This window comes from Paenibacillus sp. J2L1-98 (assembly GCF_056269405.1).
Window position 1 is genome coordinate 59,003 of sequence record NZ_JBWDNW010000023.1, and the last position, 24,728, is coordinate 83,730.

The window sequence follows — 24,728 nt, forward strand, 5'->3', positions numbered from 1 at the left end:
GGCTGATGCTTACATTTTACAGTCTTTCAAGGCAATAGTCACTCTTGCAGGGGGGATTGTTGTGCAATATAATCTGCTGTGCGGATTGCCAGGGCAATAGTCGTCAACGTAGGGTTGCTTCCCCCTATGCTCGGTAAGACACTATTATCGGCAATATAAAGACCGGACAATCCATGAACTTGCCCGTAACGGTTCGTTACGGAAGAGGCTGGGTCATTGCCCATACGGCAAGTTCCAGCATAATGGGCATCGCTCCCGGCAGGCAATAATTCGACGCTGCTCAGTTTAGTTCTCATCGCCGAGGACGCTAGTTGCACACCTTCCATCGCCTGAGCGGCAACAGCTTGATCGTATTCGCTATAAGAAAACTTCACTTGGATTCGCGGTATTCCGTATTCATCCTTATGGGTTGGATCGAGGGAGACTTTATTTTCAAATCGCGGCATCGTATCGCCGTAAGCATGCAAATAAACCTCCAATGACTGCGGATCAGCTCCTCCAGGCCCCCATAAATGGATGCCGTAAGGACGGTCCTCCTCATACGGAATGACAATCTGTAATCCGCCTATAGTTCCCGGCAATTCATTGCGGTCTATGGCAGCCACACCTCTCACAAAAGTATGATCCGTCAAGTAATGGCCAATCGCTCTGCCCGGAATTTCCGACTGCAGTAAAATACGAGGGGTTTCAAAAGTGCTGGCGCATAAAACAATTGTTTTGGCTCTAATCGAATAAGTTTGTTTATCCGGAGTGATGACGTTAACGCCAACTGCTTGCCCCTGGTCGGTTAATACTTTAGCAACCCGGGCTTTTACACCTAAATCAAAAGGCTTATGATTCAAAGCATTGCCAAGAAAAGAGATGGAGCTGAAAGCTACGTCTGAATGGATTACTCCCAAAGCTGTCGGTTGAAGATTAGCGGCCATAGGAGCATCGATGACTCCGGGAAAACCGTTATTCTGCAGCCGGGTAAGGAGAACTTCTTGAAGGGATGAACCCTTGGCAAATTGTTGATTCACGCTCATGGCTCTCTCGGCAATATTATAGTAGATATCCATTTCTTTTAACGTTACCGGCCATCCGGCAAGCTCGGGAGGAGACATTCGCAGGCTGACCATCCCCCAATATAAAGTACGTCCTCCTAGGGCGAAAATCATATTCCCATTTGGAAATTCAGGAAGAAACCGTCCGATATTTCTCCAGATATTCGGATTGGTCCAAACGTTACCTGCATGGCCGCTTGTCGGGAGATTGAAGATGTGACTTGGCAGTACGAGGTCTCCCGCCTCAATGACACCTATCCTTTTATCATTATTTTCCCATTGCTCGCATAATCTCCAGATGACAGCTCCACCTCCCGCCCCGGTGCCGACGACGAGGACGTCATAGTCCGTCTCAGCCATTTCCGCAAGCGGTTTAACAGGAATCCAATTTCCGCGGTAATCCGGATCGGGCGGACAAACGACTGCGGGATCCTGGTCTGTGCTTGGCCTTGCTAAAGAGGGAAGGTTTACTTGTCTGCCGGCAATTTGAAGCTCGGGACTCGTAATGTGCGGATTTAAAACAAGGAGCTCCTTTAAATCAACCTGAATGGTTCTCGCAATTTTAGACAATGTTTCTCCATCGTCTGCGATATAAATTCGCAATGCCATCACATCCTTAGATTTCATCATCATATATATATTGAAAAATCCCGCGTCTATGCTAGCCAGCAGAATGGTTGGGAGGCCATATTCTCCTTATCAGAGCAGGAGATCAGGGAGACTATGATGATAAAATAAACCAGCCGGGTGGCGTTCACTTGCCGATCATTTGCTCAAGAAGGCGGCAATTGATCGAAATAAAGAAATGGCAGTTCAGGAATAGTCTCTCTGCACCGCCATTTCTTTATTTTTTGGATCATTTTTTTCTCGAAGCGGATTATATCTCTAGCGGGCTTAATCTTTGAGACAGCCCTTAGGCATTTACTTATTTTCTCACGTACAAGCGGCTCGATTCTTCCCAAATGCCGCCTGGCTCAAGCGAGACAAGACCGATTTGCTCGGCTGGCAGGTTAACGTTTGGCGCGTTAACGAGATTAAGCTGCGGCTCTGGGCAGAAGAAGCCCGGCGTAGCATTGTTGTTCCAAATCATCCACTGCTTGTAAACCGTTCCAACATCGTAAACGAGCGTAACGTCATTGCGTGTGTCGGTCAGCACCATAGCGTTTCGGCCGTTTTGCGGTTCAGACGTGTAGTGGTTGTCCATCGCAGCCCAGACAGGGGAAAGGCCAGTCGTTTTCATCGCTTCTTCTTCTGCGGATAACGGCTGGTAATTTCCTGTCGGCAGCATCCGCTCATTCAGCTCCCAGCGTTTGCCGGTCGTGAGGGTGAAGCGGTAGTCATCGACCGTGCTGTTCGGTGCGAACGGCGCATTGATCGCCGTGTGGAAAGCGATCAAGCAAGGCATAGCGTCTGTTCCTTCATTATGTACGGACACATGCTGCAGCAGCCCCGTATCGTTCAAAGCATAACGAAGCTTTATCGTGAAGCGATGCGGTAAATAGGTGTAAATCGGGTGGCTTTCGTCGATTGAAATTTTTAGCGATACGTAGCTCTCCGTTTTGTTCGTGCCGAAATCCTCGACGCTCCATGCAGCGGTGTGGAAAAAGCCGTGCAGATGGTTGCCGGTCTTAGCTTCGTTAACAGGAAAGTTATACGTTCTGCCGTTCCAAGTGAAGGTGCCGTCCTCATAGCGGTTAGGAGGGAACAGTACGGGAATGCCGTGTATGCCCGGACTCGCTCTAAAGCTGTCCATTTCCTCAAGTGATGGTTCGTGCAGGAACGTATAGTTGTTTTCTTTATCGCGGAATGCGATGAGGTTAGCTCCGACTGCCGGCAATACCGCCGCTTCATAAGCGCCCCATTGAAGCCATACGGCTTGTTCATCATGAAATAATTGCTCGAATGCTTGTCCTTGCGTAGACATGAAAATCCTCCTAAAAAAGTTTTTGGGAAAAGTCTGCTGCGTCGCAGCATCTGCTTGATAAAACGTTTTCAACATAAGAATAGCAGGATGTAGACAAACAAACAACCGCCCTATTCCACATGTTGCGGAAATAGGGCGGCTTCTGGCGGACTATGGCGTTATGCGTAAATCCTTGTTCGACGTGCGCTGCGAGAACAGCTTCTGAATGACATATTGCTTGCGGCGGTTAACCGATACCTGCTTTGATTCGGAGATATCTGTGCCGAAGTAGATTGTGCCATCCGCGATCGTCTTGATTTTGCCGATATTAATGTAGCAATTGGAGCTGATCTGATAGAAGCTGCTTTCATTCGTAAGCTGTGCAATTTGGTCGGCAGTCATTCTTCTCTTTATATTATAGTTTCTGCCGTGGAAGCTCACGAGACCTTGCATACCGAGCTTGAAGTACAGCACATCTGACTCCGGCTCGAAATCCTCATACACGTTCCGTTCGCTCAGTACTACATTCATCATCTCAATTTCCCCCTTAAGAAATGTGAACAACTGAATTGTTAGCGCTTACATTGTAACATGTTACAATAGTATTTGTGAAGTCTTTTATAAAAAAAAGTAGACGTTGTTTGCTGAAGCGGCATATGCTATCGTCACTGTAACGCCAAAAAGACAGAAAGGGTGGGTGCAAATGAGCATTCAAAATGGACAACCCGCAAGCGAGATCCTGTATGTAGGATCGTATGGAACGGCGGAAGAGCCGACAATCCACGTGTGCTCGTTCGACAAGATAACGGGCGGGCTGGCCGTTATTCAGTGCGTTAGCGGCTTGGAGAACGCTTCATATTTAACGCTGCATCCGAATGGAGCCCGTTTATATGCGGCAAGCGAGACGGAAGCAACCGGAGATGCGGGCGGAGGCTCGGTCGCGGCATTCGAGATCGATGAAGTGACGGGCTTGCTGCGTATGACAAGCAACCGCTCGCTTACGCACGGCGCTCATCCTTGCTATATCAGCACGGATGAGAAGGGACAGGTGCTGTTCACTGCCAATTATACAGGAGGCAACATCGCTTTATTGCCGATTACGGGCGAAGGGGAGCTGGAAGCGGCTGCAGCTGTACACCAGCATACGGGAGAGCTGGGCCCTAACTCTTCGAGGCAGGATGCTCCCCATGCGCATTGCATTGTGCCGCTCGGTAAATCCCCCTTCGTATGCGCGGCCGATTTGGGAATCGACGCCATCGTTATTTACCGCTATGATGACGCGCGGCGTACGCTTACTCCTCATGGAGTCAGCAAGATTCATCGCGGCGCAGGGCCGCGTCATCTGATCTTCCATCCGGAATTGCCTGTTGGCTATGTCATGAATGAGCTGGATTCAACGATTACGCTGCTGAAGGCGGATACAGAGCGTGGAGTGTTAACGGCAAGTCAATCGATTTCTGCGCTGCCGGCTGGCTACGACGGATACAACGATGCCGCTGACATTCATCTCGGCCCGTCGGGCCGATATTTGTACAGCTCTAACCGCGGCCACAATAGCATTGCGGTGTTTGCGGTCGATCAAGCAAGCGGGGAGCTTACGCTTATCCAGCATATCGAATGCGGAGGCGAGACGCCGCGCAATTTCGCGGTTACGCAAGGTGGCGGTCATTTGCTCGTTGCGAACCAGAAGACGGGCAACGTTGTCGTATTTACGGTGGATGCTGAGAGCGGACTGCTTACAAAGACGGCCTCGTCGCTCGCATTGCCGAGTCCTGTATGTATTCAATTCGCAAAATCATCATTACCTGTATAACTTGGAACCGGGTAATAAGTATTTTCGTTAAGAAAGGCAGGTCCTGTTAATCATGTCAGCGCCACTTGCAGCTGCAACCGTCAATAAAGAGGTAATGAGATCCGCAACGGTATACGCTATTTTAATATGCATCAGCTCGGTACATTTAATGAATGACATGATGCAATCGGTCGTGTCTGCATTGTTTCCTGTTTTAGAACAGTCGCTGCGTCTAAGCTTAGCGCAAATTGGCTGGATTGCTTTTACGCTCAACATGACCTCATCGGTCATGCAGCCCGTCGTCGGTTTGGTTTCGGATAAAAGGCCTGCGCCCTGGATGCTTCCGGTCGGCATGTTTTCCAGTATGCTCGGGATGATCGGCCTTGCCTTTGCCCCGAATTTTTACATGGTGCTGTTAGCTGTCGTATTCGTAGGACTAGGCTCCGCCGTGTTTCATCCGGAGGGCTCGCGCGTCGTTCATTTAGCCGCTGGCAATCGCAGAGCTTTCTCCCAGTCGATCTATCAGGTTGGCGGCAATTTCGGCCATATGCTCGGACCTGTCATGACGATGCTGATTTTTTTGCCGTTCGGACAGAAGGGCGCGATATGGGGTACCCTGCTCGCTGCTACCGCGATTATTATTTTGATGAAGGTAGTGCCATGGTATAAGACGAATCTGGCAGCGCATGCCGGGAATATGCAGCGGCGAAAAGCCGCAGGCAGCGCGAAGGCTGCGCTTTCTCCTAAGATCGTCGCAATCGCGCTTGCGATCCTGGTTGCGATTGTGTTTGCCCGTTCCTGGTATGCTGCCGCTATCGGCAATTTCTATCAGTTCTATTTGGTGGAAACGTACGGCATGTCGATTAAGAGTGCACAAGTACCATTGTTTTTATTTTTAGCGGCCGGCGTGGCCGGAACGTTCTTCGGAGGCATTATGGCGGACCGGATCGGACGCAAAAAAATGATGCTTATTTCGATTCTCGGTGCGGCGCCGTTCGCGCTTGTCCTTCCGCATCTGCCTCTGCAATTCGTATATCCGTTAATCGTGGCGCTTGGTTTTATTTTGCAATCCGGCTTTTCGGTCAGCGTGGTGTATGCGCAGGAGCTTATGCCCGGCAAGGTGGGTACCGCTTCAGGGCTTATTACCGGGCTTGCATTCGGTATGGGCGGCCTCGGCGCGGTCGTTCTCGGCTACTTGGCTGATGCGCATTCGCTCAGCTTTGTCATGATAGCCTGCAGCGTTTTGCCGCTGATTGGGCTGCTGGCCATTATGCTGCCGAAGGACCGGAAAGAAGCTGCGTAATCATGGTTAAAAGGAAGAACAGAAGCTTTAAGGAGCGATCCTTGAGGCGGCTGTTCTTTTTTTATTTTTTCGAATTGTTGATAAAAACCAAACATAATTATATAATGTCTATAAAATAAACAAACGAATATAAGAGGTGTTTGTGAAAATGGAGAAAGACGAACGGTTTTGGACATCGTCGATAGAAGAAATGAAGCGGGGTTATGTGCATGAGGAAGCGGAGGGCTCATATTATTGCCTCATATGCGGAGACCGCTTCGAAGATGGAGAGATTTTTCGTGACGAGCAATCCGGCCGATGGTATGACGCCCGCAAATATGCGGCTTATCATGTGCAGCAGGCGCATGGCTCCATGCTCGATTATTTGCTGGAGCTGGACAAAAAGCAGACAGGGCTGACCGATTTGCAAAAAGAGCTTATTCGCGGCTTTGCCGATAATTTGTCTGATAACGAGATGATGAGCCGTACAGGCGCGGGCAGCGCCTCGACGATCCGGAACCACCGGTTCGTGCTGAAGGAAAAGGCTAAGCAGGCAAAGCTGCTGCTAGCCATTATCGAGATGATGGAGCAAGGCGCAGTCGCGGCTCCGCGCTTCGTGCCTGTGCATCGCACCGCGACACAGGTGGATGAACGGTATGCGATTACGGAGGAGGAGTACGCGGAGCTTTTGAAGCAATATTTTCCGAAAGGACCGGACGGCCCTTTGGCTTCGTTCCCGCGTAAGGAGAAGCGTAAAATCGCCGTGCTGCGCCATATCGCTTCCTATTTCCAAAGCGGAATCCATTATACGGAGAAGGAAGTGAACGAGCGGCTCGCCACGTTTTGGGAAGAGGACTATGTGACGCTGCGTCGCTACTTGATTGAATACGGATACTTGGACCGCGAGGATGATGGCCGGGCGTACTGGGTGAAGGGCTTAGGAAGCGGAAGTGGCGAGCTTGGGCGGCAAGAGGCCGTTGAGCAGGAAACGCAGAAGGAGGCTCCTGCGGCCGCTCTTAAGGGCAAGCAAGGGAAATCCGGAAAGCAGAAAGCAAAAACAAAAGAGCAGGAACAAGAGGCTGCGCGGGGAGGGGGACAAAAAATGGATAAGGCTAAGCGTAAGCAATTGACAGCGGAGTATCAGGAACGTGAACGGGCGATGGGCGTTTATCAGATCAAAAATAATGCCAATGGCAAAATCTATATTGGCGGCTCGACTAATTTAGATGCATTGTGGGGGAAGGAACAGTTTCTTCTGAATATCGACGGGCATACGAATAGAGAGCTGCAGAAGGAATGGAAGCAATTCGGCAGTGAACATTTTTCGTTTCTCATTCTAGAGACTGTTAAATTCGAGCAAAAGGTTCGTTATGATTATAAAGACGTTTTGGATCCGGAAGGCCGTCAGCCCATCGATATGATTCGCCAATATAACCGGGAAGTCGGGGAATTAAAGGATCGGTGGGTAGAGAAGCTGCAGCCTTACGGAGAGAAGGGCTACCATGTTCAGGCCGAATAGGGCAGAGGCTAGACCATTTGTTTTTTGATGAGGGAGAGTGTTGATTGGTATGTCTGCTAAAGAAGTAACAGGAGCGGGAGAAAGTTTGCTCCGCAACAAGTTTTTTCAGACGATTTTGCTGTCAAACGTACTGCTGCAAATCGGAATTTGGGTGCGGAACTTTGCTATCCTGATGTATGTGACAGACAAGACGAACGAAGATCCGTTCGCGATAAGCTTAATGGGATTCGTGGAATTTTTGCCGATTTTCGTCTTTTCGTTTATCGGAGGGACGTTCGCCGACCGCTGGAAGCCGCGTCTCACGATGATTTGGTGCGACTTTTTATCGGCGTTATCCGTTTTTATCGTGCTGATTACGCTATTTTATGGCTCATGGCATATGGTCTATTTTGCCACATTCGTATCCGCGATATTATCACAGTTCTCGCAGCCGTCGGCCATGAAGCTGTTCAAGCAGCATATTCCGGCCGAGCAACTGCAATCGGCAATGGCGATGTTCCAATCGCTTATCGCCATCTTTATGGTGCTTGGGCCGTCACTCGGCGTTATGTCCTACCAGAAATTCGGCATTGAGATTTCGATCGGCGTCATGGGCGTAGCCTTTTTATTGTCGGCTGTCATTTTGTTCCGAATCCCTCGCGACCGTGTAGTGGAGCAAACGGAAGCAATTGTGAAACGGCAATTTTGGCAGGAATTAAAGGATGGATTTAAGTACGTATGGCGCAGTCCGGTATTGAGAGCGCTCGGTGGAACGTTCGCGCTTGCAGGAACAGCAGTCGGCATTGCACAGCCGCTGGGCTTGTTCATCGTGCTGGAGCGCTTGGGGCAGCCGAAAGAATTTTTGCAATATATGCTGATGGTCAACGGAATTGCGATGCTTGTCGGCGGTGGAGCAGTGATGGTCGCAGCCAAGAAGATTTCGCCGCAGAAGCTGCTTGCTCTTGGCCTGCTGCTTAGCTCGCTTTGTATGATAGGCACAGGCTTATCGACTAATATTCCGCTTACGCTGGTACTGCAGTTTATTAGCGGACTAGGCTTCCCGATGATTCAAATCAGTATAAGCACAATGATTCTGCAGTGGTCGGAAGAATCATATACCGGACGAGTGAACGGTGTGCTGACCCCGATGTTTATGGGCATGATGGTGATTATGACGCTCGTTGCCGGGCAGTTAAAGCTGGTGTTCCCGTTAGTCGGCATCTACTGCGCGGCAGGTTCATTTATGTTTTTAGGCATACTGCTCCTTATCCCGTTGTTCAAGCATAAACCGCTTGTCGCTCAATCAAGCACTTAGCTGTCCGGGGGATATTGACAGATTCTGCCTTTGTAAAGTAACATTTATTATAGTTGATACGAAGTATAGCGAAGCACGCTTACACCCTCGGCTGAGGGAGGGGCGTGCTTTTTTTTGTTGCTTCGGTAGTGCTTTTGGGAGAGTGGCCTGCTGAGAGGAATGGTGCGGGGTTGTCGAAATAAAGCAAAATTTGGAGATGGAAGGGATGAGAAAAGAAGGAAAATGAAATAGTCGGGAAGAACTGATAGGAAGCTTCTGTAAAAAAATGTGTGTTTTTACGTTCTTGATCATAATCAGTGGGAGTGGTTGAAAATGCAAAAAATCGGACGAGCAGTACTAGCTGTAACATTATTGGTGACGATGCTGATGAGTGCGCAGGCAGCTGCCGCAGCGGCGGCATTTACAGATACGAAGACGCATTGGGCGAAAGCGGAAATTGCGGTTGCTGTTCATCAAGGCTGGATCAATGGCTATGATGTAAAAACCTTTAAACCGGATGCGAATATGACCCGGGCTGAATTTTTAAAATCGCTTGTGGCAGCTATGAAAATCAAAGCGGAAAATATAGATACGCCATTTGTTGATGATGCCGGCTGGTTTCGGTCCTATATCGCTACCGGCTTGAAGCAGTCGATTATTAAGGTTGGCGAATATAAGGAGAATACGTTCGCGCCTAATCTTCCCATTACTCGCGAGGAAATTGCCCGCATGACGATCCGTGCGCTGGGTAAGGATGCAGAAGGAGTAAAGTCGGGTTATTTGGCCGTGGCTAAGAAGTTGGAGATCATGAAGGGCTATCCGGATGGAACAATGGGGGGCAATAAAAATGCAACTCGTGCGGAAGCAGTGGTGATGATTATTAATACGTTGACGGCGAAGAATGGTAAGCCGGTGGCTTATCCGAAGACGAAAGAAGAGTTGAATACGTTGATTCAGTCTTTGCCTAGTTTTAAGGGGAATACGACTTATGGTAGGAATCAAAAGTTATTGATCAATCAAAAAGGAACGGATGTTTTTGAAGATAATACATTTACTGTGGAATACGACAGTGATTATAAACAAACATTTATCTACATTTATGAGCCTACAGCTGAAAACAAAGCTTTAGTTAAAGATCTTCTGAAAAATTACTATCCAAAGTCTTACGAAAAGGCATACAACAGTTACATTAAGGTGAATGACATGAAGTTTGTTGAGGGTAAAAACAGTATTGAAGTGAAATATGATGGTGTTCTTTTTATTGCTTATAAAGGTAATAGCAACAAAACCGTGGGTATTGTGATTGGAGAGTGAATTATTTGAGAAGTGTACTGAAAAGATCTTTTATATTACTATTATCTATTTTTCTTCTAGTCACTTCTGTTCCATTTGTAAAAGCAGCTACGAATTGCCCTGCTCCAGCTGAATATAGCTCTTTGGCAAAAGAATATATCGAATACTATAATATTCCACTAAAAGATTCAAAAGGACGGGCTTTAAATGAGAAGTTTCTTTTAAACCAATCTAACATAGGTTCAAATGTCATAGTGTATGGTTGTCCATCAGATATTGATCCTGATACGCAAGATCTAAAAAAAGGGCAATATCGATTTCTTGGATGGGATTATGAGGGGAATTTATATCGGAATTGGATGTTTCAAAGTGATTCTAATATGACTAAAAGTGTAGCGAAGAACTGGGTAAAAGAGCCTTGGAGAACAGCGACAGGTCGAGCGAAGGGTATTGAGGTAACATCATTGTCTAATAACGCAACAGTAGCAGCAGCGTGGCTCACAGATATGATGGATCCTTATGGTCATTCAAAAACCTTCTTAGAAAGCTACAACAAATTAAAGAGTACCAACTGGACAGGGGAAACCCTTTTGGACTACGCCATAATCCAACAAGCACGAACGAAGTTTTCTCTTGGCGTAGTACAAATGTGGAACATATGGGAACCTGACGGCTCATGGTGGTATGAAATCTTTACGATACCGGCCGAACCACTTCCCGAGCCACCATCTAAGCCGGATCTTGAAATTACAATGATCGTTAATCCCGCAGACGCTTGGGTCGGAGATTCTGTTCCTGTGAAAATCACTTCAAAAAATAAAGGAAAAACGGATAGCGGCCCTTTTACCGTAGGCATCGTAGGGACAAGCATAAAGTCAGAAGTCATTTCAAACGTCCCTCCTGGTCAGATCAAAACCGTAACCGTTAACGTAACTTCATCAACAAACGGAATCAAAAAGTTTACGGCAATGACCGACTTCGGTTTAGCGGTTGCGGAATCGAAAGAGGATAACAATACCAAACCATTTCAGATCGTGTTCAATAAAAAAAACGAACCGACAACATCTGTTGCTGTTATAAGCCACCTAGAGGGGGATCACCGCACGAAACCAGAGCTTACCATGCAGCCTAGCAATGATCCCGAGCTAGATGATCAATTATCGTATTCTCCAGGAGGAGAAGCGATAACACTTCGGGAATGGCGGTATACGCCTCCAGGAGGTTCAGTAATTACACGTAAGCCGGCAGCAAAAGACTTTGTGCAAATAGGCGACTACCTCGTCGAGCTTCGCGTCACAAACAGCGCGAATAAAGTATCTGGATGGGCACAGCTTAGCATTAAAGTTGAAGAAGAAGTCACCGTGGTTATACCGCCCGATCCAGCCATAAACGTCGATATTGAATTCGATCCTCCCAAAATTATGACAGGGGAAACCTCATCCCTTATAAACTACAATGATGATGTTTACTCCCATACGTGGAAATTCAGTAACAACCTCGCTGCTGTACTGCCGAACCAAACGGACACTGAATACCGGAATATTACCTTTAATCAGCCGGGTATTTATAAAGCCGAAATGACAGGATGGAACGGTTCGTTGACCGGGAAGGATACCGCGTACCTGCAAGTTATTGATCCGAAGCCTGTTGCTGTAGTCACAGGAATAACACATGTTATACAAGGCAGAGACTTCCCATTCCCTCACCATTTGCTAAATTCCTATACACCCCTCGCAGATCGCGGCGTAACCATTGATTTTAGCAAGTCAGAGATGCGTTATAAAAAGACTGGCCAATCCGGATATACCGCAGGGTGGCCAGAAAAAGCCCCTATGGAACTTGGTACATACAGTATTGAGGGCAAAGTATATGATTCGGAAGGACGAGTCAGCGAATGGGGAACCCTCCTCTTAGAAGTAGTTGAGGATGCGCCTCCTAACATTCAGATTATCGCGCCCGACGAAGCGTATCGCAGCAGCGGAATCATGCTGTACATGAATGCCGAAAGTCCCGATGGCGACCAGCTTGAGCATTTGACTTTAGAAGAACGTTATGACCAGGATGGCGACGACGACTTTATAGAAGAAGCTTGGACCATGCTGTATGACGGTGACTTTAAATGGACGCATTCGCTTAATTACGCAGCTGTCGGAAAGCGGCAGTATCGGGCAACAATAAGAGAAGATTACGGGAAGCAAGGGATCTCCGCTCTTGCAGCTTCGGATATAGTTAACCGAGCACCCGAAGTGAATTTTAATGTGTCTGGTGCCATCCAGCAGCCTGATCAGGGCGAGGACAGCGCTCCGCCAATAACCCATTACACACCGGACACCATTTTCCGGTCTTGGGCAGCAAAAAATCCCTATACCGGCGGAACGGCTAATAAATTAGGATGGAAGCCGGCTGCCAGTTCTATTTCAACGAAAACAGCCGTACTCGCGGATTTCTTTATCGGGTATCCAAACATGGGGTTAGGCTCTAATGCCCGCTCGAAATATAATCTGGCATCCGACTTGGCAGTTCAAACACCCTGGAAAGATAACGGAATGATAATTAAAGCGGTTTTCGCGGGGCATCGAATCTATACATTAGCAGCGGGAACCTCCGATACGATTTATGAAAAAAACGCGATTACAGGAGCCTTGTTCAGAACGATATCTATTCAAAAGGAAGGATACAGCTATCTAACTATAGATAAAAAAGAAAATTTTTATTATAGCAGTTACGACAGTTCTACCCGCATCTTAAAGATTAGAGTCTATACCAAAACGGGAGTTTTGCTTGGTGAACATTCTATTACGAATGACATGACCGTACAGAGTCTTTCTATTCTATATTCAGAAATATCTGCTGACAGCAGGTATTTCTATCTTATAGCTAGACAGGGATATAGCAGTGGCACTGAATATGCTCTTTCTGCTGTGAAGTACGATATGACAGCGAATTCGACGGTATGGAACATTAAAGGTCAGATGGAGTCCTATTACCCTACTTTTATCGATGGAGTAAAAGGGACGATTACAGCTAACGGAGAACTTTTAATTTCTTATACGACCGAGTCAAACAGTAAAGGTAATGATATTTGGATTTTATACGCACGTAATAACGGAGTGATGAGTCAGTTAGAAGTTAACAGCGGTACAGATGTGTCTTACCCTACGATGTCAGATAATGGAGCGTACATCTTTGTTGCATCTTCGTCGCAGACTTCTAACAATAAAAACTTTAGCTCGAAGTTAAACACGATTCCTGTAACGGCGACAAGCTTGGGTACCGTTGTAAACGGCAGTATTGAAACCTGGTCAGCAGGTTCCGTTTTATTTGATACGGAAGATAAATACGGAATAGGAACTCCTATAGTTAGACCGGACTCCACCGTATATACAACAACAAAAGTGAATTACGGGGACAAGTTATTCTTCAGTAACGGATCAGCCTACCAGGGGGAGAATACGAAAGGAGAGCAAGCAGTTGATTATAAAATGTTCTTGCTGCCTAACGGAAATATATCTATCCCTAGAATAACAGCAAACGAAGCACAAATAAGTACGGGAATCTCTGGTTTTGTTTGGACTTCGGGTACAAGCAAGACATACACTAAAACGTTAAATTACAGCAGTACTAACACAGTCGGCACGCTTGGGGGAAATTTTCAACAGTATGCCGACGATACCAATATGACAGCTATTTTACCCGATGGATCGCTTTATTTTTTCGACAAGAACGGTTATGTAGTCCCATACCTGTCTGCTTCGATTTTAGGAGGAGCGAGCAGCGGTTATCCTAAAGTATTGGATGCAGATACGATAGAGGTCGTCGACGATAATTGGGCTGGATTACTCTATGATGCTGGAAGCAGCATGAAAAATTACAATTTTGAATTTGACGTCAGCGTGAATAACCTTGAAAACGCTAAAGTAATCGGATCTGCATTTCATATTCAGAACGAAAAAAATATGTACGCAGTTGAGTGGAGCAATGACACTTTAACTTTGTTCAAGGTTGTAAATGGAGCTAAAACATCTTTACAATCGGTTCCGCTCTCGCGTTCTTCTTTGACGCCGTATGCGTTTAAGGTGGAAGCTGTAAATGGAACATTACGCGTATACATCAACAACTCAAAGAAGATTGAAACAACAGACAGCACTTTTACGAAAGGCGCAGCGGGCATCATGTCTCTTGGACAACCGCAAGCTGCTTTCAGCAATGTGAAGAAAAATAACTACGGGGATATGTACATAGAAGAAACCTATGAAGCTGTGCTCGTTAACGATCCGATCCACTACGATAAAATCTTTAAAGATGTGGAAAATGATCCAATGGGTGCCGAAGAGTGGAGCTACAGCCATAATCCGAACTTCTTTGAAAATCCGGAAGGTATAAGCATTCATAATGGCCAAACTTATGGATCAAAGATTAATGCCCTTGAAAAAGCGGGTGTTTACGAGATCAGCTTCCGTGCCCAGGACAACACAGATTTGTCAGCCTACAACAGATGGTCGGAGCCGGTGAAAAAACTGCTCTACGTACATCGCAGACCGTTGGCGAAGCCGGACGTCCGCTTTACGGGAAATGTTTTCGCGGAGGGAGAGGCGCTTGATTATGAAACATTTGATACGTCTTATGATCCGGATATCGCACATATCTTATCGGACAAAGTTTTCCGTACACGATGGGCTGATGAAAGCACATGGACAGCAGGAAAACGAGAATATTATAACCGTTCGGGCGTAGAGCTTCTCGTTCAGGAGCAAGTAAGGGACATACACGGCGCCTGGTCGTACTGGGGGCAGCATATCGTCTATAAGGATACGCTTCCGCCGATCAATCAAACGAAGCCTGTCATGACCATTACTTATCCTGCAGGGACTACAGCAGCGGCACCTACCGTGCTCGCTAAGGAACCAACCATAAATTGGACTTACTTCGATGCGGAAAATGACCCGCAGGAGCAGTATCGGTTAGCAGTATCGTATGCCGATAACCACGAAACGGCCCTGTATATTGAGCATGAAGGTAGCGCTCTAGCTTATTCTTTACTGGAGGGAAGTATCATCCCCGGCCGTGTTGTTAAGGTGCAGGGGCAGGTCTACTCCGCAGGGGGATGGTCGAATTTAAGCAACAGCAGCTATTTCGTATTGGATCTGCCGCCGGAAACCTTTCTGCTTAATTTTAACGGCACTGACGCAGACCATCCGATTTACACGAATGCAAACCGTCCGCAGCTGCGCGTATTTACGGTAGATCCTGAAAATCATCCGATTACGGATATCGATTATGAGGTATTCAGAGCATCAACCGGCGCAAACGTAGTTGATACGAACTCAGCCACGGCTGCAGCCAGCTACACAACAGCAGCGCTGGCAGAAGGATTACACTATTGGAGAGCCAGGGCCAATGACAGCTATTTATGGGGAACGTATTCAAGAAACGGATTCTTCTTTGTAGATACGGTTAAACCAAACGACGTAAACGAACGATTGGTCATTGAGCCGACGGCCGTGTCGGTGACATTTGATGCTTTCCGCGATGCGGGGCCTTCTTCCGGGCATGCGTCACGGACCTTCTATTTGCAAAAGATGAATGCGGACGGCAGCGTAACGAATATTGATCTAAACGGAGATGGGACAACGGAATACAGCATTCCGCTTGCGCTTGACCGAAAGTCCTATCAAGTAACCGGATTAGCAGCCGGGCAGCAATATCGCCTGACCGTTCTTGATTATGATGCTGCCGGCAATGAAGGGCATTTCGAATATATTCATTTCGTTACCAACCGGCCGCCGACCGCAGCGTTTGATTGGACACCGAAACCGGTTTACGAAGGGGATATGACCTCGTTTTTATCGAATGTAGGCGATGCAGACGGCGATCCGCTTTCCATTGCTTATGAGCTAACCAACCCTGCCGGAGTCAAAAGCAGCTACTCCTATACGGAAGACGGTCCAAGCTATGAGGCAAGGGGGCCTTCTTTGAAGCTGACAACGGCTGGAACGTGGAGCATCACGATGACGGTTAGCGACGGTATTGCCGATCCAGTCAGCATCACCCAATCGCTGCAGGTGCTGCCGCTTCAAGTCGTTGGCTATGTGAAGCATACGGACCTATGGGATAAGCGCCGCCGAGACTATAATGCGGCCCAGACGGGCCAGAGCGATTCGCCGCGCTATTATTCGGTATTTTGGGCAGGCGAAAAGTTTATTCTGGAGGCGGATACGACTTCGACAGGTACGGCCACGAAGGCGGAGCGGGTCGAGGTGAAGATGGCTGATCATGCAGCGGCCCTGCATAAAACGAATGATGCGCAAACGAGCTGGAGCGGTGAAATGTGGGACAATGCTTTTACTCAATTAAAGCAAGGGAAAATCAAGTTTTTGTTTACGGCTTACTTCACGAATGGAACCATTAAGGAAGCTGCTGTCGAGGTATCGATTGATGGCAATACGCTGAATACCGTCGGCGTTCACCGGGTCCAATAAAAAACAGAGAGGAGCTGCCCCGATGTGTTCTTATCAAACAGACGGGGCAGCTCCTGCTGTGTTGTCAGCTCTTAATTTTTGAGAAAAACCTGCTGATGGCGTAATACGCCGCGCCGCGAACGGCCGATTGATCCTGAAGCTCTGCGAACAAGATTCGCATCCGCTCCCGGTGATAAGGAAGCGTGCGCTGATCAACGGCCGCTTGTACTGCGGGCTCCAGCCATTCGGCGGCACGGCTCATACGATTGCCGATAATAACGACATTTGGGTTGAACACATTGACGATATTCGCAATGCCTGCGCCTAAATAATCGCCAATCGAGCGGATGAGCAAGGTAACGTCTTCATCACCGGCGGCCGCAGCATCCAGCAGCTCCTCCAGGTTCTCGAAGCCTAGCAATGCCGCACGTTCAAGCAAAGCATTCTCGGATGCATACAGCTCCCAGCAGCCTCGATTGCCGCAGCTGCAAGGCTTGCCGTCATATTCAATTGAGAGGTGGCCAAGCTCGCCGGAGAAACCGGAAGCCCCTTTGTACAGCTCTTTGTTCAAAATAATGCCCGTTCCGATACCAATCCCGACGCTGACGTAAATTTGATTCGGTATGCCGCGTCCAGCGCCGTATTTCTGCTCGCCCTGCGCACCCGCGTTCGCTTCATTGTCAATGGTAACCGGGATGTTGAAGCGCTCCTCGAGCAGCTGCTGCAGCCCGATCTGACGCCACTTCAAATTCGGCGCGAACAGAATGATGCCGTTATCGTCGACGATACCCGGAACGCCGACACCGATGCCCACGACGCCATATGGACTCTCCGGCGCTTCATTCATAAGAAGCTCGATGCATGCCGTGAGCTGTCCCAGCACAAACCCGGCATCCTGCTGCTTCAGACTGCGCTGGTGCTCGGCAATTACGTTGCCTTCAAGGTCAACCAGCAGGCCGCGAATATAGTTAACGCCGAGGTCGACGCCGACGGCATAGCCCGCGGTTCCGTTAAACAGCAGCATGACCGGCTTGCGCCCGCCGCTTGATTGCCCGGGACCGTTCTCTACGACAAGATGGCTGTCAATCAAATCCTGAACGAGGCTGGAGACCGTCGCTTTATTAAGTCCGGTAAGCTCGGATATTTGCGCTCGCGACAGCGGCGCATGCCCCAGCACGGCTTCTAGCACGATTGCCGTATTTATTTTTTTGATGAGCGCTAAGTCTCCTGTTGATTTTGTTTTCAATTAAGAAAGCCTCCGTCCAAGTCACTATATCTAGTATTGTATCACGAAATATCGAATATAGAGCCTGCCCGTACCGCATACTGTTAACTGCGACGCGAGCAGAAAATATCGTTACAGCTAGTTTATCACAAAAAACTTAGTTTGTTTAATAGACAAACTAAGTTAGGACGTGTTATTCTTGCAGTAAGCACTTTCAAAATATCGAATTCCGTGAAGGAGGATTTTGTTTTCTATGAGCTATTTCAAAAACATCAACACAATCCAGTTTGAAGGTAAGGGCTCGGACAATCCGCTGGCATTCAAACATTACGATCCAAACCAAGTCATCCTAGGCAAAACGATGGAAGAGCACCTGCGCTTCGCAGTTGCATACTGGCATACTTTTAACGCTAATGGTACAGACCCGTTCGGCGCAGGAACTATGGTTCGCGGCTGGGATCAATATAACGGCCTTGACCGTGCGAAAGCGCGCGTTGAAGCTAACTTTGAATTCATGAATAAATTGAACATTCCTTTCTATGCTTTCCATGATGCGGACATCGCGCCTGAAGGCGAAACTTTGCAGGAAACGAACAAAAACCTTGACGTGATCGTTGCTATGCTCAAGGACAACATGAAGTCCTCCGGTAAAAAGCTGCTGTGGAACACGGTGAACATGTTCTCGAACCCGCGTTTCGTTCACGGCGCAGGCACAACTTGCAACGCAGATGTTTATGCATACGCCGGCGCGCAGCTGAAAAAAGGTCTTGAGGTTGGTAAAGAGCTTGGCGCGGAAAACTATGTATTCTGGGGCGGACGTGAAGGCTACGAAACGCTTCTTAACACGGATATGGGCTTTGAGCTGGATAACCTGGCGCGCTTGTACCATATGGCGATTGCATACGCGAAGGAAATCGGCTTCGACGCTCAATTCCTGATCGAGCCAAAACCGAAAGAGCCTACTAAGCACCAATATGATTACGATGCGGCTACAACGATCTCTTTCCTTCAAAAATACGGCTTGAAGGACCACTTTAAGCTTAATCTTGAAGCGAACCATGCGACTCTCGCAGGCCACACGTTCGAGCACGAAATTCGTACAGCTGCGATCAACGGTATGCTTGGATCGCTTGATGCGAACCAAGGCGATCTATTGCTCGGCTGGGATACCGATGAATTCCCGACTGACCTTTACTCCACTACACTGACGATGTTTGAAGTATTGAAAGCTGGCGGCATCGGCCGCGGCGGCGTTAACTTCGACGCGAAGGTCCGCCGGGGTTCATTCGAAGCGGAAGATCTATTCCTGGGCCACATCGCCGGTATGGACAGCTTCGCTTGGGGTCTTAAAGCGGCTGCGAAATTGACGGAAGAGAAAATTCTCGACAATATCGTAGACAACCGTTACCGCAGCTTCAAAGAAGGCATCGGTGCAGAAATCGTGTCCGGCAAAGCGACGCTTGCTTCGCTTGAGCAGTATGCGCTTCAAAACAATCCGATCAAGAACGAGTCCGGCCGTCAAGAACGGATCCGCCTCGTACTGAGCGAAGTTATTTTCAGCGTTTAATCCCGGGAGGATTGCTTTCATATGAGCTATGTTATTGGTATAGATTTAGGGACGAGCGCCGTAAAGGTGCTGCTCGTTGACCAAAGCGGCACGGTAGCCGGGGAAGCAACCCGCAGCTACCCGCTGTTCCATGAGCATTCCGGTTGGAGCGAGCAGCGGGCGGATGATTGGGTAGACGGAACGGTCGCTGCGCTGCGCGAGCTCACTTCTGCTGCAGGCATCGATGCAGACGCAATCGAAGGCATTAGCTTCTCCGGCCAAATGCACGGTCTCGTACTGCTGGACGGCGAAGGGAATCCCGTTCGCCATGCTATTTTATGGAATGATACACGTACGACTGAGCAGTGCCGTGAAATCGAACGCACGCTTGGAGACAAGCTGCTTCGCGTAACCCGCAATCCGGCGCTGGAGGGCTTTACGCTTCCAAAAATATTGTGGGTGCGCGAGAACGAGCCGGAAGCCTTTGCGAAAGCGAAGCTGTTCCTTCTGCCGAAGGACTATCTCCGTTACCGGTTGACCGGCGAGCTGCATATGGATTACTCCGATGCCGCGGGTACGCTCCTTCTTGATGTGGCCGGAAAGGCGTGGAGCGGCGAGGTGCTTGAAGCGTTTGGCCTTCCAGGCAGCTTCTGTCCGCCGCTTGTCGAGTCGCATGGGCTAGTCGGAACGCTGCTGCCGCAGTTTGCGGAGAGCACGGGCCTGCCTGCGTCGACGAAGGTGTTTGCGGGCGGAGCCGATAATGCATGCGGAGCGATCGGCTCGGGTATATTGTCCGAAGGCCTGACGCTTTGCAGCATCGGTACATCCGGCGTCATTCTCTCCTATGAGAATGATAAGACGAAGGATTTTGCCGGCAAGGTACATTTCTTTAATCACGGCAAAGAGGATTCCTTCTATGCCATGGGCGTTACGCTGGCCGCCGGCTATAGCCTTAGCTGGTTTAAGAAAACATTCGCGCCGAATGAATCCTTCGATCAACTGCTTGAAGGCGTAGGCGCCGTGAAGCCGGGAGCGGGCGGCTTGCTGTTCACGCCGTATCTCGTCGGCGAACGTACACCGCATCCTGATTCACTAATACGTGCGAGCTTTATCGGTGTTGACGGTTCGCATGAGCGCATTCACTTTGCCCGTGCGGTCATGGAAGGCATCACCTTCTCGCTTAACGAGTCGGTCGATCTGTTCAGACGTGCCGGCAAAACGGTCGATACGGTTATTTCCATCGGCGGAGGCGCACAAAATCCGGTTTGGCTGCAAATGCAGGCCGATATTTTCGATGCTAAGGTCGTTGCGCTCGAGAATGAACAGGGGCCTGGCCTAGGCGCTGCAATGCTCGCGGCTTACGGCTCCGGCTGGTTCGACAGTTTAGAATCCTGTGCGGATAAATTTGTGAAGCATGCGGATTCGTATTCGCCGCAGCCTGAAGCGGTTGCTGCTTACGCCGGCATCTTCAAAATCTATCAACAGGTATATGAGCAAACGCGCGGTTTGAATGAGGCGCTGGCGCCTTATCGCGGCTAAGCTTATTCGATAAAAGGGACTGTTATCCTCAGGTGGAGGACGACAGTCCCTTCTTAATTTGAGATGAGGAAAGAAGCTGCCTTAACGTTTAAAGCAGCTCCATATCATTTCGGGTCTCACACCCAGCTCTCCGGCAATCAATTCAGCCGTTAGACGCTGGGGCTTTTTTATTTTGCCGTTGCGAATTTTGGAAATGGTCGTAAGAGAGATGAGCGTAGATTGTGCGAGTGAGGTTACTGATATATTTTTGCTAAGCATAAGCATGCGGAGCTTGTACGACGGGTCTTCCTCTTGGTTGTTTAGATGAAGGCTTGTCAGGATGACAACAAAGCTTTTAAAGCTTCGGTTGCCATTGTAAAAAGGCTGAATCACCGCATCGGTGCTGTAATAGCGGTCCCCAAGCATAAGCTGAAAGTCGATGGATTCGGCCGTACGGTTGTTTTTGGCATATTCAAATACCCTCTTTAGCTTACTCCGTTCATGGTCTGCAACGAGGTCGAATAATGATCTGTTCACATAAGAGTAGGAGTGCTGCTGCACAGGGGCATAATAATGCTTTAAGCTCATGATGCCGTAACGCTCATTTACGACCAAGGACGCCATAATTTTATTATGCATAATATATTCGTCAATCCATTTCGCTTCTCGCAAATCTTTGCAAATGATAACATAAACCTTACGTTCACCGAGCTGCAGCATGCGGCAGGACATGTGCACGTCTGCGGGAGTCGACATTTTCGTTACAAGCTTGCATTCAAGCAAGGGGGAGAAGGCGTGCTCGTCAGCAAGCTGGCAAACGGCTTTTTCAAAGGAAAGTCCCGCCTCCTGCACCGTAATGATCGTGGAAGGATCGAGCTGCAAGAGATCCGATTTCTTAAAGCCGGAAAAGGCTGTAAAGGCTTGATTGACATCGCGAATAGACCAACGGGCTTCGTCCGACTCGACGATAAGCATTGGATCTGAAAGTAAATAAAATAGATGATTCATCGATGACACCGTCCCATCAGTTAGCGTATACCGAATGTGTATGTGATAATTATGTCACAAAAGCTTACACAATGACATAGTTATTTGTGAAAAAATAATGTCATGATTTTTGGTAACTGGGGCATGCTATGCCAGATACAAGAAAGGATGATAACATTTGTCTATAAACTCAGCCTTATTATTTGATTTTAACGACGCTCAGAGCGCGGCGCTTGCTTGCGAGACGCTGCGGGAGCTCGGCTACGAGACCGTTCTTCATGATGACAGCCGCATGCATGTTCATTTAGAGGGAAGCGATCTGACATCGGCGCTCGAGATTGCGCAAGCTCATGGCGGACAGCTTGTCGAGCAATCGCATATCGATGCGGGCGCCATAACAGACAGTGCCTATTCGCTGGATGCGATCGCGATTCCGGCGCATCTCGTGAATGAGGATTGGACAGCGGACGGACAAGCCGAATATGCTGATCAGCTGCACAATCGCGACGATGATGCTGATTACAAGGAGGAGTTTCTTCCGGATTCCGGTACGTATGATCATTTCTCGGGGGATGTGCGGATTTAACGGTCTGTTCGTTACATAAAAAAAAAGGCTGTTCCAACGTTTTGCGACGCTGGAGACAGCTTTTTTTGCATTTTATTGGAGCACCGCATTTAGTCCCGCTGTGTAGCCGGTCGAGAAGGCCGCGGTAATGTTATAGCCTCCGGTATAGCCGTGAATGTCCAAAATTTCACCGCAAAAATATAGTCCGTTTATCAGCTTTGATTGCATCGTCTTCGGATCGACTTCCTTTAAATTAATGCCTCCGCCGGTAACGAATGCGTCTTCTATAGAAAGCGAGCCGTACACCCTAATCGGAAAATGCTTAATAAGCTGCGATAGAGCTAACCAATCCTGCTTTGGAATATTGTCATAAGTAAGACTATCCGGCAATCCGGCCTTCTGAAGGAGAATCGGAATCATTTTTTCCGGCAAACAGCCTTTCAGTACGTTTTTAATCGTTTTTTTGGATTCAAGCCGGGTGAGTTTAATCGTCTCTTGGTAAACCTCGTCTTTGCTCTTATCCGGCATGAGGTCGATTGCCACCTCGATATTGCCCGTATTAAACTGTTTCAGCGCTTTCACCACAAACTGGCTGCACCGCAGCACGATGGGGCCCGAAATGCCAAAGTGAGTAAAGAGCATATCGCCATGATGCTGGATGATTTGTTTGCCCTTCGGGCTCCAAACCGATAGCGCTACGTCCCGCAGGGAAAGGCCCTGCAGCTCCTTGCTCACGATGAAAGGCTCATTCGACGTAAGCGGAACCTCGGTTGGGAAGAGCTCTGTAATCGTATGGCCGGCTTTCTCCGCCCAAGCATAGCCGTCTCCGGTTGAGCCGGTCTGAGGCACCGATTTGCCGCCGGAGGCTACAATTACGCTTCTGCTGCGGAAAGTCTCGCCTGATTTCACGCGCACGCCGGTTACTTTACCATCGCCATACATGATATGATCGACGGGAGCGTTCAAAATGATTTTGACGCCTTGCTTGCGAACTTGGTTAACAAGCGTATCTACGACCGTCTTAGCTTTGTCCGAAACCGGGAACATGCGTCCGTTGTCCTCTTCCTTAAGGGCAATCCCGAGATTCTCGAAAAAAGCGATAATATCCTTGTTGTTGAAATTGGAAAAGGTGCTGTGCAGAAAGCGGCCATTACCGGGAATATGCTTAATGAGCTCGTCCAAATCTTTATTATTCGTTACATTACACCGGCCGCCGCCGGAAATGCCCAGCTTACGGCCTAATTTATCGCCTTTATCGAGGAGAAGCACCTTAGCGCCATCCTTGCTCGCGGCGATGCTGGCCATTAACCCGGCGGAGCCGCCGCCAATTACAATTACATCATATTGCATCGATTTCCACCTGCTATATTATTAATAGAATATATAATACCACAAAAGAAGGGCGGCGTTCTGATGCTGCGGGATGAATGGCAAATAACAGGCGCAAAAGGAACGGTATTATTTTTGCGGGAATGGAAGCCAGAAGCGCGGGACGTAAAAGCAGTCGTTTGCCTCGTGCACGGGATGGGAGAGCACGGCGACCGTTACGGACATGTTGCGGCTCTCTTTACGGAGGCAGGCTTTGCGCTAATAGCGCTTGACCAGCACGGACATGGCCGGTCATCAGGCAAACGGGGACATATCCTGTCGCTTGACGCAGCGGCTAGCGATGCAGCTCTCATGATTGAAGCCGCAGGCAAGCGGCACGCTGGCGTGCCTATCTTCTTATACGGTCATAGCATGGGCGGAAATGTGGCGTTAAATTGCGCGCTGCGTCTTCAGCCCAAGGTTAAAGGACTCATTCTGACCAGTCCTTGGCTGAGGCTGGCGTTCAGGCCGCATCCGGCGGTGGAATGGATGGGACGCAGGCTGGCATCTGTCATGCCGAAGCTGCAGCAATCGACAGGCTTAAATCCGGCCGATTTATTCCGCCCCGGCTATGCTCATGCTGCTCCAATCGTGGAAGACCCGCTATGTCATACGAAAATTACGCTGCATGCCTATAATGAGATTTGCGCTGGCGGCGAGTGGGCGCTTGCGAATGCTTCTGAACTCCGGGTTCCGCTGCTGCTCCTGCATGGCACCTCCGACCGGGTTACTTCTTTGGAGGCAAGCAGCCTGCTTGCTGAAAGTCTTGGCGAGACCTGTCATTTTAGACGCTGGGACGGTGGATTTCACGAGCTGCACAACGATATGGAGGGCGATAAGGCTATATATGAGTTAATAAATTGGTTAGACGGGCAATTGTAAATAGATGCCTTTTGTGTTTTAATCGGATTAAAAGGTTCATATATCAGGTAAGAATTTCTTACATTAAAATAACT

16 protein-coding genes are annotated in these 24,728 nt (G+C 48.6%); 10 read left to right on the forward strand and 6 right to left on the reverse strand.

The genetic code is table 11. The annotated features are described in order from the left end of the window. Positions 1-38: 38 nt before the first annotated feature. The 3 genes from AC0YNZ_RS26155 to AC0YNZ_RS26165 form a co-directional block, all read right to left on the reverse strand. Positions 39-1,646, reverse strand: a complete 1,608-nt coding sequence (locus AC0YNZ_RS26155; RefSeq protein WP_475829400.1) for a GMC oxidoreductase — start codon at positions 1,644-1,646, stop codon at positions 39-41. Between the two features lie 322 nt (positions 1,647-1,968). Then, positions 1,969-2,967, reverse strand: coding sequence for an aldose epimerase family protein (locus AC0YNZ_RS26160; RefSeq protein ID WP_475829401.1), 999 nt, complete (start codon positions 2,965-2,967; stop codon positions 1,969-1,971). 150 nt (positions 2,968-3,117) lie between these two features. Beyond that, a complete protein-coding gene (locus AC0YNZ_RS26165; RefSeq protein ID WP_475829402.1) occupies positions 3,118-3,480 on the reverse strand; it encodes a LytTR family transcriptional regulator DNA-binding domain-containing protein in 363 nt (120 codons plus the stop codon). Between the two features lie 169 nt (positions 3,481-3,649). On the opposite strand from AC0YNZ_RS26165, the gene AC0YNZ_RS26170 reads away from it, so the two are divergent. The 6 genes from AC0YNZ_RS26170 to AC0YNZ_RS26195 all read left to right on the forward strand — a co-directional run bounded on the left by AC0YNZ_RS26170 (position 3,650) and on the right by AC0YNZ_RS26195 (position 16,584). After that, on the forward strand, positions 3,650-4,759 hold the full coding sequence (locus tag AC0YNZ_RS26170; protein WP_475829403.1) for a lactonase family protein: 1,110 nt from the start codon (positions 3,650-3,652) through the stop codon (positions 4,757-4,759). A gap of 52 nt (positions 4,760-4,811) precedes the next feature. Continuing rightward, positions 4,812-6,041: an MFS transporter gene (locus AC0YNZ_RS26175; RefSeq protein WP_475829404.1), complete on the forward strand. Its 1,230-nt coding sequence runs from the start codon at positions 4,812-4,814 to the stop codon at positions 6,039-6,041. 148 nt (positions 6,042-6,189) lie between these two features. After that, positions 6,190-7,539 carry a DUF2087 domain-containing protein gene (locus tag AC0YNZ_RS26180; RefSeq protein ID WP_475829428.1) on the forward strand — a complete coding sequence of 450 codons (1,350 nt, stop codon included), beginning with the start codon at positions 6,190-6,192 and terminating at the stop codon, positions 7,537-7,539. A 49-nt stretch (positions 7,540-7,588) separates the two neighbouring features. Then, positions 7,589-8,833 (forward strand): MFS transporter, encoded by a 1,245-nt coding sequence (locus AC0YNZ_RS26185; protein WP_475829405.1) that lies wholly within the window; start codon positions 7,589-7,591, stop codon positions 8,831-8,833. A 312-nt stretch (positions 8,834-9,145) separates the two neighbouring features. Next, positions 9,146-10,126 (forward strand): S-layer homology domain-containing protein, encoded by a 981-nt coding sequence (locus tag AC0YNZ_RS26190; RefSeq protein WP_475829406.1) that lies wholly within the window; start codon positions 9,146-9,148, stop codon positions 10,124-10,126. Continuing rightward, entirely contained in the window at positions 10,123-16,584 is a 6,462-nt protein-coding gene (locus tag AC0YNZ_RS26195) for an Athe_2463 domain-containing protein (protein WP_475829407.1), read from the forward strand. Before AC0YNZ_RS26190 ends, AC0YNZ_RS26195 begins: the two co-directional genes overlap by 4 nt. A gap of 64 nt (positions 16,585-16,648) precedes the next feature. Here the strand turns inward: AC0YNZ_RS26195 and AC0YNZ_RS26200 are convergent, their stop codons facing one another. After that, positions 16,649-17,809 carry an ROK family protein gene (locus tag AC0YNZ_RS26200; RefSeq protein ID WP_475829408.1) on the reverse strand — a complete coding sequence of 387 codons (1,161 nt, stop codon included), beginning with the start codon at positions 17,807-17,809 and terminating at the stop codon, positions 16,649-16,651. Between the two features lie 232 nt (positions 17,810-18,041). Between AC0YNZ_RS26200 and xylA the strand changes: the two genes are divergently transcribed. Next, complete coding sequence (gene xylA, locus AC0YNZ_RS26205; RefSeq protein ID WP_110769602.1) at positions 18,042-19,355, forward strand: xylose isomerase; 1,314 nt, start codon at positions 18,042-18,044, stop codon at positions 19,353-19,355. 21 nt (positions 19,356-19,376) lie between these two features. Next, positions 19,377-20,873 (forward strand): xylulokinase, encoded by a 1,497-nt coding sequence (xylB, locus tag AC0YNZ_RS26210; RefSeq protein WP_475829409.1) that lies wholly within the window; start codon positions 19,377-19,379, stop codon positions 20,871-20,873. A gap of 81 nt (positions 20,874-20,954) precedes the next feature. Here the strand turns inward: xylB and AC0YNZ_RS26215 are convergent, their stop codons facing one another. Next, the gene (locus AC0YNZ_RS26215; protein WP_475829410.1) at positions 20,955-21,860 is read right to left on the reverse strand and encodes a helix-turn-helix domain-containing protein; all 906 of its coding nucleotides are present in this window, start codon (positions 21,858-21,860) and stop codon (positions 20,955-20,957) included. Positions 21,861-22,017: 157 nt separating this feature from the next. Here AC0YNZ_RS26215 and AC0YNZ_RS26220 point away from each other — a divergent pair, with 157 nt between their 5' ends. Then, positions 22,018-22,425 carry a hypothetical protein gene (locus AC0YNZ_RS26220; protein ID WP_475829411.1) on the forward strand — a complete coding sequence of 136 codons (408 nt, stop codon included), beginning with the start codon at positions 22,018-22,020 and terminating at the stop codon, positions 22,423-22,425. Between the two features lie 72 nt (positions 22,426-22,497). Here the strand turns inward: AC0YNZ_RS26220 and AC0YNZ_RS26225 are convergent, their stop codons facing one another. Then, positions 22,498-23,754, reverse strand: a complete 1,257-nt coding sequence (locus tag AC0YNZ_RS26225) for a BaiN/RdsA family NAD(P)/FAD-dependent oxidoreductase (RefSeq protein ID WP_475829412.1) — start codon at positions 23,752-23,754, stop codon at positions 22,498-22,500. Positions 23,755-23,817: 63 nt separating this feature from the next. On the opposite strand from AC0YNZ_RS26225, the gene AC0YNZ_RS26230 reads away from it, so the two are divergent. Further along, positions 23,818-24,654, forward strand: coding sequence for a lysophospholipase (locus AC0YNZ_RS26230; RefSeq protein ID WP_475829413.1), 837 nt, complete (start codon positions 23,818-23,820; stop codon positions 24,652-24,654). The last annotated feature ends 74 nt before the right edge of the window (positions 24,655-24,728 follow it).